Annotated in this window: 10 protein-coding genes and 3 tRNA genes; 10 read left to right on the top strand and 3 right to left on the bottom strand. The window is 62.5% G+C overall.

Going from position 1 to position 14,887, the window contains the following annotated elements; all coding sequences use genetic code 11:
* Positions 1-27: 27 nt before the first annotated feature.
* From hpnE to hpnC, 3 genes are all read right to left on the bottom strand, one after another.
* The gene (gene hpnE, locus NMB41_RS12865; protein WP_494378208.1) at positions 28-1,461 is read right to left on the bottom strand and encodes a hydroxysqualene dehydroxylase HpnE; all 1,434 of its coding nucleotides are present in this window, start codon (positions 1,459-1,461) and stop codon (positions 28-30) included.
* Positions 1,448-2,281, bottom strand: coding sequence for a presqualene diphosphate synthase HpnD (hpnD, locus tag NMB41_RS12860; RefSeq protein WP_494378207.1), 834 nt, complete (start codon positions 2,279-2,281; stop codon positions 1,448-1,450). Before hpnD ends, hpnE begins: the two co-directional genes overlap by 14 nt.
* Before the next feature lie 96 nt (positions 2,282-2,377).
* Positions 2,378-3,187: a squalene synthase HpnC gene (gene hpnC, locus NMB41_RS12855; RefSeq protein ID WP_494378206.1), complete on the bottom strand. Its 810-nt coding sequence runs from the start codon at positions 3,185-3,187 to the stop codon at positions 2,378-2,380.
* 151 nt (positions 3,188-3,338) lie between these two features.
* On the opposite strand from hpnC, the gene NMB41_RS12850 reads away from it, so the two are divergent.
* From NMB41_RS12850 to NMB41_RS12805, 10 genes are all read left to right on the top strand, one after another.
* A complete protein-coding gene (locus tag NMB41_RS12850) occupies positions 3,339-4,475 on the top strand; it encodes an efflux RND transporter periplasmic adaptor subunit (protein ID WP_494378205.1) in 1,137 nt (378 codons plus the stop codon).
* Positions 4,472-7,558, top strand: a complete 3,087-nt coding sequence (locus NMB41_RS12845; RefSeq protein WP_494378204.1) for an efflux RND transporter permease subunit — start codon at positions 4,472-4,474, stop codon at positions 7,556-7,558. The genes NMB41_RS12850 and NMB41_RS12845 overlap by 4 nt, the downstream gene beginning before the upstream one ends.
* Positions 7,559-7,816: 258 nt before the next feature.
* Positions 7,817-7,903, top strand: a tRNA-Leu gene (locus NMB41_RS12840).
* 31 nt (positions 7,904-7,934) lie between these two features.
* Positions 7,935-9,275 (top strand): trigger factor, encoded by a 1,341-nt coding sequence (gene tig / locus NMB41_RS12835; RefSeq protein WP_494378203.1) that lies wholly within the window; start codon positions 7,935-7,937, stop codon positions 9,273-9,275.
* Between the two features lie 76 nt (positions 9,276-9,351).
* Complete coding sequence (clpP, locus tag NMB41_RS12830; RefSeq protein ID WP_454164763.1) at positions 9,352-9,969, top strand: ATP-dependent Clp endopeptidase proteolytic subunit ClpP; 618 nt, start codon at positions 9,352-9,354, stop codon at positions 9,967-9,969.
* Positions 9,970-10,164: 195 nt separating this feature from the next.
* Positions 10,165-11,433: an ATP-dependent Clp protease ATP-binding subunit ClpX gene (gene clpX / locus NMB41_RS12825; RefSeq protein ID WP_494378202.1), complete on the top strand. Its 1,269-nt coding sequence runs from the start codon at positions 10,165-10,167 to the stop codon at positions 11,431-11,433.
* 271 nt (positions 11,434-11,704) lie between these two features.
* The gene (gene lon, locus NMB41_RS12820; RefSeq protein ID WP_494378201.1) at positions 11,705-14,110 is read left to right on the top strand and encodes an endopeptidase La; all 2,406 of its coding nucleotides are present in this window, start codon (positions 11,705-11,707) and stop codon (positions 14,108-14,110) included.
* Positions 14,111-14,278: 168 nt separating this feature from the next.
* The gene (locus tag NMB41_RS12815; RefSeq protein WP_435756335.1) at positions 14,279-14,551 is read left to right on the top strand and encodes an HU family DNA-binding protein; all 273 of its coding nucleotides are present in this window, start codon (positions 14,279-14,281) and stop codon (positions 14,549-14,551) included.
* Positions 14,552-14,654: 103 nt separating this feature from the next.
* A tRNA-Asp gene (locus tag NMB41_RS12810) sits at positions 14,655-14,731 on the top strand.
* Positions 14,732-14,751: 20 nt separating this feature from the next.
* Positions 14,752-14,828, top strand: a tRNA-Asp gene (locus tag NMB41_RS12805).
* Positions 14,829-14,887: the final 59 nt, after the last annotated feature.

Raw genomic sequence — 14,887 nt, 5'->3', positions numbered from 1 at the left:
GGTAGATGGTCCGGTTATCCGATGTGGCTACTGTACGGACTCGGGGCGCACGCTGCCAGCGTCTTGCGACAGGGTGCGCTTTTGGGCGCTTGAACTGCCGCCACGCAGGATGACCGATGCCGCCGCCTGGCCGCTGCGCACGGCCGTCTCGAGCGTGGCCGGGTAATCGCAGGCCGTGTAGTCGCCGGCCAGCACCAGGCCGGGCAGGGCGGTGGCGTTGTCCGGGCGCGCCAGGCCGGGCGTGCAGGCGAAGGTGGCGCGCTTTTCGGTGATCACACGGCGCCACAGCGGCGCGTCCAGGCCCAGGCCCGGGAAAGCGGCATCGAGCTGGGCCGCGCAGGCGCGCGCCAGCGCATCCTGCTCGAAGGCCGCCGCCGGGCCGGCCGCGCTGATCACGACCGCCAGCAAGCCGGCCTGCTGCGCGTCGAGCTGGCCGCGGTCGAACACGAACTGGCCGAAGCGCTGCCGTGCCGGTGCGTCGAGCAGGGCGTAGAACGGCAGCGGCAGGCGCAGTGCCGCGTCGTATTGCAGGTAGCAGGTGGCGATCGGCTCGTAGTCGAAGCCTTGCAGTTGCGCGGCCAACTCGGCCGTCTCAAGCAGCGGGGCGAGGAGGGCGGCGCTATGGCTGGCCGGCGTGGCCAGCACGACGGCGTCGAAACTGCCGCGCCATGCGCCGCCCAGCGCGTGGCCGCTGGCCGCGACTTCCCAGGCCGCGCCGCCAGGGGCCAGGGACTCGACCTTGGCGCCGGTGTGGACCGCGCCGCCGTGGGCGGCGAGATAGCGCCCGGCGGCCTGCGGGAACAGCGCCCCCAGGTCCAGCCGCGGAATCAGCATGTCCGACGCCGCGCGCCCGGCGCCCAGGCTGTCGCGCAGCACGGCGAGAAAGACGTTGGCCGAGGCGCGCTCCGGCGCCGTGTTCAGGGCCGCCAGGCAGAGCGGATGCCACATCAGGCGCTGCAGGCATTCGGTCTGGCCGAAGCGTTCGAGCAGGATGGTTACCGGCACGTCGGTGTCGAGCCGCCAGCCCATCCAGCGCGCGGCGCTGGTAAAGCGGGCCAGCGCCAGCTTGTCTTCACGCGCGAGGCCTTTGGCACGTATCAGGGCGACCAGCACATGCCAGGGCGCAGGCAGGCGCGCGGCAAGAAAATCCATGCCGCCGCTGCCCTCCGGGTAGCGCATTTGCAGCGGCAGGCGCAGCATGGCCGCGCGCGGATCGATGCCGACGCGTTTCAACAGTCCCAGGGTTTGCTTGTACGCGCCGAGCAGGATGTGCTGGCCGTTGTCGAGCCGGCGGCCGTCGACCTCGATGCTGCGCGCGCGCCCGCCGAGGGTGCGCGCCTGTTCGAACAGGGTGACCCTGGCGCCGCGCCGCGCCAGTTCGACGGCGGCCGCGCAGCCGGCCCAGCCGCCGCCGACGACGGCGACCGCGCCGCCGGCCGCCAGCTTGTCAGGTGCGGACATAGGTCTTCCACGCCAGCCAGAGTTTGCGCAGCGGCGTGAGGGAGATGCGCTGGTTCAGCACATGGAAGTTGTCGCGGACGATTTCGTCGAGCAGGGTGCGGTAGATCGCCGCCATCATCAGGCCCGGGCGCTGGGCACGCTGGTCTTCCTTCGGCAGCAGCGCCAGCGCCTCGTCGTACATCGCCTGGGCGCGTTCGGTCTGGTATCGCATCAGCGCCTCGAACTTGTCGCTGTGGCGCGCGCTCAGCAAGTCCTGGGCGGTGACGCCGAATTGCTGCAACTCGTTGACCGGCAGGTAGATGCGTCCCTTGCGCGCATCTTCGCCGACGTCGCGAATGATGTTCGTCAGCTGGAACGCCAGGCCCAGCTTCTCGGCATAGGCCAGGGTCTGCGGGTTGGTGTAGCCGAAGATGCTGGCCGAGAGGATGCCGACCACGCCGGCCACATGCCAGCAGTATTTGCGCAGTCCCGGATAGTCGAGGTAGCGGCTCTGGTCGAGGTCCATTTCCATGCCGTCGATGATCGCCTGCAGGTGCTGCTCTTCGAGCTTGTAGACGCCGACGTGCGGCTGCAGCGCCTGGGTCACCGGGTGCGTCGGCGTGCCCTTGTACATGGTCGAGACCTCGGTGCGCCACCAGGCCAGCTTGATGCGGGCCAGCGAAGCATCGGTCGCGTCGTCGACGGTATCGTCCACCTCGCGGCAGAAGGCGTACAGGGCCGTGATCGCACGGCGGCGCTCGGCAGGGAGGAACAGGAAGCTGTAATAGAAGCTGGAACCGCTCTGGACAGTCTTTTGCTGGCAGTATTCGTCAGGAGACATGTAAAAAAGGCAAGGTCAGGGGAGGCGAAGCCGCTATCTTAGCCGATGCGCGCTACGGCCGGGCTGGTTAAGCTGATTATTTAGCCACATGCGGTCTCACATGCGCAGGGCGCGCCAGGCCATCACCGCATAGTCGGGCTTGCCCAGTTTCGGGCGGCGCCTGAACACATCGTAGCCGGCGCGCTCGATGTGTTCGAGAATGCGCAGGCCGCCCTGGATCACCAGGCGCAGCTCCCAGCCGATGCGCCCGGGCAGGCGCGTGGCCAGCGGAGCGCCGGACAGCATCAGCGCCCTGGCACGCGCGACCTCGAAGGCCATCAGCGCGCGCCAGGCAGGCGTGTCGGCATGGGCGGCGATGTCGGCTTCGCTAACACCGAACCGAACGAGGTCTTCCTGCGGCAGGTAGATGCGGCCCTTTTCGATATCGATCCCGACGTCCTGCCAAAAATTAATCAGCTGCAGGGCGCTGCAGATCGCGTCGGAATCGCGCAGGTTGGCCGCGCCGCCGACGCCGTACAGGGCCAGCATCAGGCGCCCGACCGGATCGGCCGAGCGGCGGCAATAGTCGAGCAGGGTCAGGTAGTCCGGATAGCGCGTGGTGACCACGTCCTGGCGGAAGGCCGACAGCAGGTCGCGCAGCGGCTGCAGCGACAGGCCATGTTGCGCCACCACGCTCGCCAGGCGGGTAAACACTGGTCCCGCCGGAATGCGGCCGGCGGCGATGGCGTCGAGCGCGGCTTCGTACTCGGCCAGGCCCGCCATGCGCTCGGCTGGCGTGGCATCGCCCTCATCGGCGACATCGTCGGCGCCGCGTGCAAAGGCATAGATCGCTTCGACGGCCGGCACCAGGCGGCGCGGCAGCAGGATCGAGGCGACAGGGAAATTTTCGTAATGGTCAACAGCCATGGGTCAATAATGACCCGCTGGTCATTTCCTAAATGTATTTGCAACATTATAATTGTGGCGCTTGAGGTGCGCCGAATTACGCCGATAATACCGGGACGTTCCGGTAGCGTGCTGTGCCGCATGTCCACTGCCAATAAAAAGGAAGAACACCGTGTTCATTACGACTCGACTGCGCAGGCCGCTGGCCGCTCCGGCCATTCTCTTGTGCGCGCTCCTGGCCAGCGCCTGCTCGAAGGAAGAACCGAAGCCGGAAGCGGTGCGCCCGGTACGCGTTGCCGTGCTGGCCGAAGGCGCCGCCGGCGCCAGCGCAGACTTTTCCGGTGAGGTGCGCCCGCGCATCGAATCGCGCCTGGGTTTCCGCGTGGCCGGCAAGATCACGGCGCGCGAAGTCGACGTCGGCACGCTCGTCAAGCAGGGCCAGGTGCTGATGCAGCTCGATCCGCAAGACCTGAAACTGGCCGCCACCCAGGCCCAGGCCAGCCTGCGCGCCGCCGAAACCAACCGCGACCTGGCCAGCGCCGACTACAAGCGCTACCAGGAGCTGCGCGCCAAGAATTTCGTCAGCCAGTCGGTGCTCGACACCAAGCGCGCCGCCTTGCGCGCGGCCCAGGCCGAAGCCGATGCGGCGGGCGCGGCTTTCAAGGGCCAGTCGAATCAGGCCGGTTACGCCAGCCTGGTGTCGGACGTGGACGGCGTCGTCACCGGCATCGATGCCGAGGTCGGGCAGGTGGTCAATGCCGGCACGCCCGTGGTGCGCGTGGCCCGCACCGACGAACTCGATGTCGTGATCGGCATTCCGGAAGACCGCGTCGGCGACCTGCGCAAGGCCAGTTCGGTGACGGTGCGCATGTGGGCCAAGCCGGATGCGGCGATTGCCGGCCGGGTGCGCGAAGTCTCGCCGGTGGCCGACGCAGCGACCCGCACCTACACGGCCAAGATTGCGATCCCGCCGCGCGCCGACGTGCGCCTGGGGATGACGGCGTCGGTACAGGTGGCCTCGAAAAATGGCGGCGCCGGGCTGCGCGCGCCGCTCACCAGCCTGCACCACGACAAAGGCGTGACCGGCGTCTGGCTGGTGGAGAACGGCGCGGTGCGCCGGGTGCCGGTGAAGATTATTGGCCAGGCCGGCAACGACGTGTTGCTGGGTGAAGGCGTGAAGGCGGGGCAGACCGTCGTCACCGCGGGCGTCAATCTGCTGCGTCCGGGCCAGAAAGTGCGCATCCTGAGCGCCGACGTGGCGCGCCGCGGCGATACCGAGGCCGCTGCGGCCGGGGGCGGGGCAAAATGAGGGGCTTCAACCTCTCGCGCTGGGCGCTCGAACACATCCCGCTGACGCGCTACCTGATGGCGGCGCTCCTGATCGGCGGCATCCTCAGCTACAACGTGCTGGGCCAGGACGAGGATCCGCCGTTTACCTTCCGGGTGATGGTCGTGCGCGCGATCTGGCCGGGCGCAAGCGCCGTGCAGATGGCCGAGCAGGTGACCGACAAGCTCGAACGCAAGCTGCAGGAGACGCCTTATGTCGAGCGCATCCGCAGTTTCTCGAAGCCGGGCGAGACGACCATCCTGATCGAGCTGCGCGAGTCCACCCCGCCGAAAGACGTGCCGGCATCCTGGTACCAGGTGCGCAAGAAGATCGGCGACATCGCCGGCACCCTGCCGCAGGGCGTGATCGGCCCCTTCTTCAACGACGAATTCGGCGACACCTACGGCTCGATCTTCGCGCTTTCGGGCGACGGTTTTACGTATGCCGAGATGAAGGATTACGCCGACTTCGTGCGCCAGCAGTTGCTGGGCGTGCCGCTGGTGGCGAAAGTCGAGCAGTTCGGCGTGCAGAACGAGAAGGTCAACATTCTCTTCTCGAGCAAGAAGTTCGCCCAGCTGGGCGTGCCTTTTGAACAGATCGTCAACCAGCTGGCCACGCAAAACAATATCGAGGCCTCCGGCATCCTGGTCACGCCGACCGACAACCTGCAGGTGCGCGTCACCGGCGCCATCAAGAGCGCGAAGGAACTCGAGGACTTGCAGCTGCGCGCCGGCAGCACGACCTTCCGCCTGGGCGATTTCGCCACCGTGGAGCGCGCCTACCAGGATCCGCCCCAGGAAAAAATGCGCTTCAACGGCAAGGAGGTGATCGGCCTGGGCGTGTCGATGGAGAAGGGCGGCAATATCATCAAGCTGGGCGAATCGCTGCAAAGCACCGTCGAGCGCATCCGCGCCCAGCTGCCGGTCGGCATCGAGCTGGAACAGGTGGCCAACCAGCCGCGCGCGGTCACGGCCTCGGTGAGCGAATTCGTCCGCACGCTGATCGAAGCGGTCATCATCGTGCTGGCGGTCAGCTTCCTGGCGCTGGGCCTGCACACCAAGCCCAAGCTCTCGCTCGACATGCGCCCGGGGCTGGTGGTGGCCCTGACGATTCCCATGGTGCTGGCGATCACTTTCCTCTTCATGCGCATGCTCGACATCTCGCTGCACAAGATCTCGCTCGGCGCCCTGATCATCGCGCTGGGCCTGCTGGTGGACGACGCCATCATTGCGGTGGAAATGATGGTGCGCAAGATGGAGGAGGGCTTGTCGCGCCTGGAAGCGGCGACCTATGCCTATACCTCGACCGCGATGCCGATGCTGACCGGCACCCTGATCACGGCCGCGGGCTTCCTGCCCATTGGCCTGGCGAAATCGGCAGCGGGCGAATATACCTTCACCATGTTCTCGGTGAACGCGATTGCGCTGCTGGTCTCATGGGTGGTGGCGGTCACCTTCACGCCCTATATCGGGTTCATGCTGCTCAAGGTCAAACCGCACGACCACACGCATTCCGAGCACGACGTGTTCGATACGCCGGCGTTCCGGCGTTTTCGCAAAGTCGTGTCCTGGTGCATCGAGTTTCGCAAGACGACCATTGTCGCCAGCCTGCTGGTCTTCGCCCTGGGCGTGTTCGGCTTCAAATTCATCGAGAAACAATTTTTCCCGGATTCGAGCCGGCCTGAACTGATGGTCGAACTGTGGCTGCCGGAAGGCAGCAGCTTTGCGGCCAATGAGGCGCTGGCGAAGAAGTTCGAGGCTTTTGTCCGCAAGCAGGAAGGGCTGGAAAGCATCACGAGTTACGTCGGCACCGGCAGCCCGCGCTTCTACCTGCCGCTGGACCAGATCTTCCCGCAGTCGAACGTATCGCAATTCGTGGTGCTGCCGGTCGATGCGGCGCACCGCGAGACGCTCAAGCGCAAGATCGAAGACGTCTTCGTCAACGATTTTCCCGAAGCCCGTGGCCGCGTCAAACTGCTGCCGAACGGGCCGCCGGTGCCGTATCCGGTGCAGTTCCAGGTGGCGGGGCCGGACATCGGCATCGTGCGCGGCGTCGCCGACCAGGTCAAGGACGTGCTGCGCGCCAATCCGAATGCGGCCGGGGTCAACGACAACTGGAACGAGCCGGTCAAGGTGCTGCGCCTGGACCTCGACCAGGATAAATTGCGCGCGCTGGGTGTGACCTCGCAATCGGTGCGGCGCGCGGTCAACACGGTCTTGTCCGGCACGACGATCGGGCAATTCCGCGAGACCAACGAATTGATCGACATCGCGGTGCGCCAGCCGATCGAGGAGCGCTCGACGATCACGGTATTGAAGGACATGAATATTCCCACGGCCTCGGGCCGTTCGGTAACGCTGGGGCAGGTGGCGCGCGTGGACTTCGTCTGGGAGCCGGGCGTCATCTGGCGCGAGGGACGCGAGTGGGCGATCATGGTGCAGTCGGACGTGGTGGGCGGCATCCAGGGGCCGACCGTATCGAGCCAGGTCGGTGAGAAGCTCGATGCGATTCGCGCCAAGCTGCCGGCCGGCTACCGCATCACGCTCGAGGGCGCGGCGGCCGACAGTTCCGAGGCGGAAGCCTCGATCGCGGCGAACGTGCCGCTGGTATTGTTCCTCGTCTTCACCCTCCTGATGCTCCAGCTGCACAGCTTCTCGCGCGCGCTGCTGGTGTTCCTGACCGGGCCGCTGGGCGTGGCGGGGGCGGCGATGGCCTTGCTGCTGCTGGGGCGGCCGTTCGGTTTCGTCGCGAACCTGGGCGTGATCGCGCTGTTCGGGATGATCATTCGCAATTCGGTGATCCTGGTCGACCAGATCGAGCAGGACATCAAGGCCGGGGCCGAAGCCTGGGACGCGATCGTCGAGGCGGCGGTGCGGCGCTGCCGGCCGATCCTGCTGACCGCGGCCGCGGCGGCGCTGGCCATGATTCCGCTGTCGCGCTCGGTGTTCTGGGGGCCGATGGCGGTGGCCATCATGGGGGGCTTGCTGGTGGCGACGGCCTTGACCTTGTTATTCCTGCCGGCTTTGTATGCGGCGTGGTTCCGGGTGAAGAAGCCGGTGCGGTGAGTTTTGGGCCGTACTGCGTGGACTCAGGAGTCCACCCTACGATTAATCGGTATTCGTAGAGTGGACTCCCGAGTCCACGCGTTCACCTTATGCATATAGATAAACCCACGCCCCGCACCGCTGTAAAAATCACTCCTGTAGTGTCAGAAAATCCAGTAAAATACCGGGTTGAAGTTGTAGCCCCTAGACAATGGAGTGCAAGGGCGGCCGGTTTCACTGTCGGGCGCCCTTTGTTTTTGTGGCAATATGCAATCCTGCGCGAGGATGGCGAAATTGGTAGACGCACCAGGTTTAGGTCCTGACGCCAGCAATGGTGTGGGGGTTCGAGTCCCCCTCCTCGCACCACGAATAATTATTTTTTTGGACGATTTTTACGATGGCAACTGCAGTCGAAACCCTGGATAAACTCGAGCGTCGCTTGACGATCACTTTTCCGCTGAGCGATGTCCGTTCGGAAGTTGAAAAACGCCTCAAGAAGCAGGCCAAGACCGCCAAGGCTCCTGGTTTCCGTCCTGGCAAAGTGCCTCTGAAAATGGTCGCTGCCCAGTACGGCTACCAGATCGAGTCGGACGTGCTGAACGACCGCGTTGGCCGCGCCTTCAACGAAGCTGCCCGTGAAAACGAGCTGCGCGTCGCCGGCTTCCCGAAAATCGAACCGAAGGAAGAAGCGCCTGAAGGCATGCTGGCCTTCGACGCCACCTTCGAAGTGTTCCCTGAAGTCGTCATCGGCGACCTGTCGAGCGTGGAAGTCGAGACCGTTGCAGCCGACGTGTCGGATGCCGAAATCGACAAGACCATCGACATCCTGCGCAAGCAGCGCGTGCACTACCACACCAAGGGTGAGGCAGGCGAACACGGCGACGGCGGCGAGCCGGTCGCAGCCAATGGCGACCGCGTGACGGTCGACTTCACCGGCAAGATCGACGACGTCGAATTCTCGGGTGGCCAGGCGCAAGACTACGCCTTCGTGCTCGGCGAAGGCCGCATGCTGCCTGAATTCGAAGCTGCCACCGTCGGCCTGAAAGTCGGCGAGAGCAAGACCTTCCCGCTGGCCTTCCCAGCCGATTACCACGGTGCCGACGTTGCCGGCAAGACCGCCGACTTCACCATCACCCTGAAAAAGCTGGAATGGGCGCACATGCCGACCGTGGACGAAGAGTTCGCCAAGTCGCTGGGCATCGAAGACGGCTCGATCGAAAAAATGCGCGCCGACATCAAGATGAACCTGGAGCGTGAAGTCAACGCCCGCGTCAAGGCCCGCAACAAGGAAGCCGTGATGGACGCCCTGGTCAAAGTGACCAACATGGACGTGCCAACGGTCATGATCCAGCAGGATTCCGAGCGCCTGGCCGAGCAGACCCGCCAGGACATGGCCCAGCGCGGCATGGACGTCAAGAACATGCCGTTCCCGACCGAACTGTTCCTTGAGAAGGCCGAGCGCCGCGTGCGCCTGGGCCTGATCCTGTCGCAGCTGGTGTCGGATAACAAGCTGGAAGCCACGCAAGAGCAGGTCAAGGCCCAGATCGAAGATTTCGCACAGAGCTACGAAGACCCGAAAGAAGTCCTCAAGTACTACTACAGCGACCGTCGCCGCCTGGGTGAAGTGGAAGCCCTTGTATTGGAAGAAAACGTCGTCAACTATGTGCTTGGCAAGGCAAAGGTCAGCTCCAAGGCCGTTGCTTTCGACGAATTGATGGGCAGCAACCCACAAGGCTGAACGAGGGCGTAGGCTTCTCGCCTGGTGTTGCGTGAAGCCTCCGTTTTTAAGCCTTCTTTACAAGGAACGAACAGGTATGAACCGTAATCCTGCATTGGACACCCAAGCACTTGGCCTCGTGCCGATGGTAGTTGAGCAAAGCGGCCGCGGCGAACGCGCGTACGACATTTACTCGCGTCTGCTCAAGGAGCGCGTGATTTTCCTGGTCGGTCCTGTCAACGATCAGATGGCCAACTTGATCGTCGCCCAGATGCTGTTCCTGGAGAGCGAGAATCCGGACAAGGATATTTCGCTCTACATTAACTCGCCTGGCGGTTCGGTCTCGGCCGGCCTCGCGATCTTCGACACGATGAACTTCATCAAGCCGGACGTCTCGACGCTGTGCACGGGCCTGGCAGCCTCGATGGGCGCTTTCCTTCTCGCCGCCGGCGCCAAGGGCAAGCGTTTCTCGCTGCCGAACTCGCGCGTCATGATCCACCAGCCGTCCGGTGGTTCGCAGGGCATGGCTTCGGACATCGAAATCCAGGCCAAGGAAATCCTGTACCTGCGCGAGCGCCTGGCACGCATCATGGCCGAGAACACCGGCCAGAGCGTCGAACAGATCCACAAGGATACCGACCGCGACCGCTTCATGTCGGCTGAAGAATCCGTCGACTATGGCCTGATCGACAAGGTCCTCACGAACCGCGCTTGAGGCACCACACAGGTGTTGCTTAAATAACGCCCGGGCGCAAATACGTTCGGGCGTTTGTTTTTCATTTCGGGTAGCATGTTGGTGTACGCGTGCATTGTTGCGCGCCCCGCATGTGCGTCGTATTGTCGCGTTATACCTTGCGTTGCGTTCTTGCGTTATATTCTTTCTTAGTACTTCACACGAGACAAGCCCCCCATGTCTGACAAAAAATCCTCCAGCGGCGAAAAGCTTCTGTACTGCTCGTTCTGCGGCAAGAGTCAGCACGAGGTCAAAAAACTCATCGCGGGACCATCGGTCTTCATCTGCGACGAGTGCATCGACCTGTGCAACGACATCATCCGTGACGAGACATCGAACGTCGAGTCGGTGGCGGGCGCCAAGTCCGACCTGCCGACGCCGCACGAGATCGCCGAATTGCTCGATCAGTACGTGATTGGCCAGCAGACTGCCAAGCGCATCCTGTCCGTGGCGGTCTACAACCATTACAAGCGTCTCAAGCACCTGGGCAAGAAGGATGACGTCGAGCTGGCCAAGAGCAACATCCTGCTCGTCGGCCCGACCGGTTCCGGCAAGACCCTGCTGGCCCAAACCCTGGCGCGCATGCTGAACGTGCCCTTCGTGATCGCCGACGCCACCACGCTGACCGAAGCCGGTTATGTCGGTGAAGACGTCGAGAACATCATCCAGAAGCTGCTGCAAAGCTGCAATTACGAAGTCGAGAAGGCCCAGCGCGGCATCGTCTACATCGACGAGATCGACAAGATTTCGCGCAAGTCCGACAATCCGTCGATCACCCGCGACGTCTCGGGCGAAGGCGTGCAGCAGGCTCTGCTGAAACTGATCGAAGGCACGATGGCCTCGGTGCCGCCGCAGGGCGGGCGCAAGCATCCGAACCAGGACTTCGTCCAGATCGACACGACCAACATCATGTTCATCTGCGGCGGCGCGTTCGACGGCCTGGCGAAAATCGTTCAGAACCGTTCGGAAAAAGGCGGCATCGGGTTCGGCGCCAGCGTCAAGAGCGCGACCCAGCGCTCGGCCAGCGAGATCATGATGGAAGCCGAGCCGGAAGACCTGATCAAGTTCGGCCTCATCCCCGAACTCGTCGGCCGTCTGCCTGTCGTCGCGACGCTGAACGAATTGACCGAAGAAGCACTGATCCAGATCCTGATCGAGCCGAAGAATGCGCTGATCAAGCAGTATTCGAAACTGCTGGAAATGGAAGGCGCGGAATTGGAAATTCGTCCGGCCGGATTGCACGCGATTGCAAAAAAAGCATTGGCGCGCAAGACCGGTGCGCGTGGTTTGCGTTCCATCCTGGAACACGCTCTGCTCGACGTGATGTACGAATTGCCGAATCAGCAAAACGTGGTGAAAGTCGTGGTTGATGAAAATACGATCACGAATGGCGCCAAACCTTTGCTTATTTACAGCGAAACCGCCAAAGCGTCCGGAGAAAATTAAAAAATATCCACGCGGAAACCACAAAAGCACTTGTGCGCTGGAAGCTTGGCGGTACAATTTACCTCAATAAAAGCAACCGGCTTCAATCGAAAAGCCACTCGTGACACTCTGTCACGTGGTGGCTTTTTCATTTTAAAACGGGATTTTATTGGAACGTCCAGATTGCATTTCGTGACTAAGTTTTTTTATTCACAGAAATAAATTGTGGAGCGGTCTTGAGTTTTAACCGTGTGCGCCCAACATCGTCTACACGCTTTTTATAAGGTATACCATGACAACTTCGAAATTAACCGAGCAAACGACGCTGCCCTTGCTGCCGTTGCGCGACGTGGTCGTATTTCCCCATATGGTAATACCCCTGTTCGTTGGACGCCCAAAATCGATCAAGGCCCTCGAAGCCGCGATGGAGCAGGGCAAGAGCATCATGCTGGCTGCCCAGAAGGCCGCCGCCAAGGACGAACCATCGGCTGCGGACATCTACGAGATCGGCTGCGTCGCGAACATCCTGCAAATGCTGAAACTGCCCGACGGTACCGTGAAGGTGCTGGTCGAAGGCTCGCAGCGCGCCCGCATCGATAACATCAGCGACGGCGCCACGCACTTTGTCGCCGAGCTGACCCCGCTGCTTTCGGAAATCGGCGACGATTCCGAAGTCGAAGCAATGCGCCGCGCGATCGTCCAGCAGTTCGACCAGTACGTCAAACTGAACAAGAAAATCCCGCCCGAGATCCTGGCTTCGCTGGCCGGCATCGATGACGCCGGCCGCCTGGCCGATACTGTCGCCGCGCACCTGCCGTTGAAACTCGAGCAGAAACAAGTGATCCTGGAGATCTTCAATGTCGCCAAGCGCCTCGAGCACCTGCTCGGCCAGCTGGAAGGCGAACTGGACATCCTGCAGGTCGAAAAGCGCATCCGTGGCCGCGTCAAGCGCCAGATGGAGAAGTCGCAGCGCGAGTACTACCTGAACGAACAGGTCAAGGCCATCCAGAAGGAACTGGGCGAAGGCGAAGACGGCGCCGACATCGACGAGCTCGAGAAGAAAGTCATCGCCGCCAAGATGCCGAAGGAAGCGCTCGACAAGGCCACCGCCGAGATCAAGAAGCTCAAGCTGATGTCGCCGATGTCGGCCGAAGCCACGGTCGTGCGCAACTACATCGACACCCTGGTGTCGCTGCCATGGAAAAAGAAATCCAAGGTCACGAACGACCTGTCGAATGCCGAGAAGGTGCTGGAAGCGGAGCACTATGGCCTCGACAAGATTAAAGAACGCATCCTGGAATATCTTGCAGTCCAACAGCGCGTCGACAAGCTGAAAGCCCCGATCCTGTGCTTCGTGGGCCCTCCAGGCGTGGGTAAAACCTCGCTCGGACAGTCGATCGCCCGTGCCACGAACCGCAAGTTCGTGCGCATGGCCCTGGGCGGCGTGCGCGACGAAGCCGAGATCCGCGGCCACCGCCGTACCTATATCGGCTCGATGCCGGGCAAGGTGCTGCAGTCGCTCGCCAAGGTCGGTGTGCGCAATCCACTGTTCCTGCTCGACGAGATCGACAAGATGGGTGCGGACTTCCGCGGCGACCCGTCCTCGGCCCTGCTCGAGGTGCTCGATCCGGAACAGAACCACACCTTCTCGGACCACTACCTGGAAGTCGACTTCGACCTCTCGGATGTGATGTTCGTGGCGACCTCGAACTCGTTCAACATCCCGCCGGCACTGCTGGACCGGATGGAAGTGATCCGCCTGTCGGGTTACACCGAGGACGAAAAGACCAGCATCGCGCAGCGCTACCTGCTGCCGAAGCAGATCAAGGCCAACGGCTTGAAGGATGGCGAGATCAAGGTCGAGGAATCGGCGATTCGCGACATCATCCGCTACTACACCCGCGAAGCCGGCGTGCGTTCGCTCGAGCGTGAAATCTCGAAGATCTGCCGCAAGGTCGTCAAGATGCTGCTGCTGAAAAAGTCGGACAAGGCAGTCATCGTCAACGGCAAGAACCTGGACAAGTTCCTGGGCGTGCGCCGTTACGATTTCGGCGTGGCCGAGAAGGACAACCAGGTCGGCCAGGTGGTCGGCCTGGCCTGGACCGAAGTCGGCGGCGACCTGCTGACGATCGAAGCCGTCAATGTGCCTGGCAAGGGCGCCATCATTCGCACCGGTACCCTGGGCGACGTGATGAAGGAATCGATCGAAGCGGCCCGTACAGTGGTTCGTAGCCGTGCCCAGCGTTTCGGCATCAAGGCGGAAGCGTTCGAAAAGAACGACATCCACATCCACGTGCCGGAAGGCGCGACGCCGAAGGATGGTCCATCGGCCGGTATCGGCATGACGACGGCGCTGGTGTCGGCCTTCACCGGAATTCCGGTGCGAGCGGACGTGGCGATGACGGGCGAGATCACGCTGCGCGGCGAAGTGCTGCCGATCGGCGGCCTGAAGGAAAAGCTGCTGGCAGCCCATCGCGGCGGCATCAAGACGGTCCTGATTCCCGAGCAGAACGTGAAAGACCTGGCCGAGATTCCGGACAACGTCAAGAACAAGCTCGAGATCGTTCCGGTGCGCTGGATCGAGAAGGTGCTGGAGATCGCGCTGGAGCGTCAGCCTGAGCCGATCGTCGAAGTGCCTGCCGTATCGGTCACGCCGCCGGCCGCTGCCGAAGGGCAGGGCGGTGTGGTAAAACATTGATCGTGGTTTGATCGTCTGGAAGGCGCCCTGCGGGGCGCCTTTTTTGCTTCCTGAACCATTCAGTGATGAATGTTGCTTGACAGAAGCAATCCCCCCTTGTTTAATACGCGCTTGCACTTTTTGCAGGAAGGCGCAGCGCCGCAGCGTCAGAACGACTAGAGGATACGAGTGAACAAGACTGAACTGATCGAAGAAATTGCGAAATCCGCGGACATTACGAAGGCCTCGGCCACCCGTGCATTGGACGCGATGATCGAAGCGGTGACGAACACCCTGAAGAAGAACGACAGCGTGACCCTGGTCGGCTTCGGCACCTTCACCGTCGGCGACCGCGCCGCCCGCACCGGCCGCGATCCGCGTACCAAGGAACCAATCAAGATTAAAGCGGCAAAGGTTCCAAAATTTAAGGCTGGTAAAGCGTTAAAAGATGCTGTAAACTAATGCCTTCTCTGCAGTGACATGCAGAGAAAACATCCTTCAAGCAGGTGGAGAGCAGTGCCTCTCGCTTTCGCCGCAAGGATGAAGCAGCACCCAGTATTTACGTGGAGCGGTAGTTCAGTTGGTTAGAATACCGGCCTGTCACGCCGGGGGTCGCGGGTTCGAGCCCCGTCCGCTCCGCCACTTAAATACAAACGAATTTTGGAGCGGTAGTTCAGTTGGTTAGAATACCGGCCTGTCACGCCGGGGGTCGCGGGTTCGAGCCCCGTCCGCTCCGCCAAAATGACGAAGAAGAGGCGAACGCGAGTTCGCCTTTTTTTTTAACTTGTGCTTTGAAGC

The organism is Massilia sp. FBCC-B171 (genome assembly GCF_059134155.1).
The sequence above is the reverse complement of the archived record's forward strand: the minus strand, read 5'-3'. Positions and strand labels throughout refer to the sequence as shown.

Coding starts and splice junctions, on each gene's coding strand:
- hpnE (WP_494378208.1), bottom strand. CDS start 1,461: ATGTCCGCACCTGACAAGCTGGCGGCCGGCGGCGCGGTCGCCGTCGTC.
- hpnD (WP_494378207.1), bottom strand. CDS start 2,281: ATGTCTCCTGACGAATACTGCCAGCAAAAGACTGTCCAGAGCGGTTCC.
- hpnC (WP_494378206.1), bottom strand. CDS start 3,187: ATGGCTGTTGACCATTACGAAAATTTCCCTGTCGCCTCGATCCTGCTG.
- NMB41_RS12845 (WP_494378204.1), top strand. CDS start 4,472: ATGAGGGGCTTCAACCTCTCGCGCTGGGCGCTCGAACACATCCCGCTG.
- tig (WP_494378203.1), top strand. CDS start 7,935: ATGGCAACTGCAGTCGAAACCCTGGATAAACTCGAGCGTCGCTTGACG.
- clpP (WP_454164763.1), top strand. CDS start 9,352: ATGAACCGTAATCCTGCATTGGACACCCAAGCACTTGGCCTCGTGCCG.
- clpX (WP_494378202.1), top strand. CDS start 10,165: ATGTCTGACAAAAAATCCTCCAGCGGCGAAAAGCTTCTGTACTGCTCG.
- lon (WP_494378201.1), top strand. CDS start 11,705: ATGACAACTTCGAAATTAACCGAGCAAACGACGCTGCCCTTGCTGCCG.